The organism is Sphingomonas sp. PSPC2-2 (assembly GCF_049897725.1).
GTDB lineage: Bacteria > Pseudomonadota > Alphaproteobacteria > Sphingomonadales > Sphingomonadaceae > Sphingomonas.
Window position 1 is genome coordinate 1 of record NZ_JAFCWU010000034.1, and the last position, 1,106, is coordinate 1,106.

The window sequence follows — 1,106 nt, forward strand, 5'->3', positions numbered from 1 at the left end:
TATAACACCGCCACCCCGATCGACCTGACCGCCTCGGTCAGCGGTGTGCACTCAAGCCTCACCGTCAGCTCAGCGCCTGCGCACGGCACCACCAGCATTGCTGGCGATGTCATCACCTATACCCCGACCACCGGCTATTATGGCAGCGACAGCTTCGCCTATACCGCCACCGGGCCTGGCGGCACCTCGGCCGCTGCCACCGTCACGCTCACCGTCGCGACACCTGCCGCCCCAACCGTTGCCGCCAAGAGCGCCAGCGTTGCGTACAATACCGCGACGCCGATCGATCTCACCGCCTCGGTCAGCGGTGTGCACTCCAGCCTCACCGTCAGCACCGCGCCCGCGCACGGCACCACCAGCGTTGCCGGCGATGTCATCACCTACACCCCGACCACCGGCTATTATGGCAGCGACAGCTTTGCCTATACCGCCACCGGTCCTGGCGGCACCTCGGCCGCTGCCACCGTCACGCTCACCGTCGCCACGCCTGCCGCGCCCGCTGTTGCCGCCAAGAGCGCCAGCGTTGCGTACAACACCGCCACCCCGATTGACCTCACCGCGTCGGTCAGCGGCGTGCATAGCAGCCTCACCGTCAGCACGGCCCCTGCGCATGGTACCACCAGCGTGGCTGGCGATGTCATCACCTATACCCCCACCAGCGGCTATTATGGCAGCGACAGCTTCGCCTATACCGCCACCGGGCCGGGCGGCACCTCAGCGGCCGCCACCGTCACACTGACCGTCGCGACACCTGCCGCCCCCACCGCTGCCGCGAAGAGCGCCAGCGTCGCTTATGACACCGCGACGCCGATCGATCTCACCGCCTCGGTCAGCGGCGTGCATAGCAGCCTCACCGTCAGCTCAGCCCCCGCGCACGGCACCACCAGCGTTGTCGGCGATGTCATCACCTACACCCCGACCACCGGTTATTATGGCAGCGACAGCTTCGGCTATACCGCCACTGGGCCTGGCGGCACCTCGGCCGCCGCCACCGTCACGCTCACCGTCGCCACGCCTGCCGCGCCCGCTGTTGCCGCCAAGAGCGCCAGCGTTGCGTACAACACCGCCACCCCGATTGACCTCACCGCGTCGGTCAGCGGCGTGCA

The 1,106-nt window shown here is 68.3% G+C and carries 1 protein-coding gene; it reads left to right on the forward strand.

Translation table 11 applies throughout. From position 1 onward, the window contains the following. Window positions 1–1,106 (forward strand): Ig-like domain-containing protein (locus ACP7BY_RS20965; protein WP_426288359.1); only part of this gene is annotated, 1,106 nt, incomplete at both ends.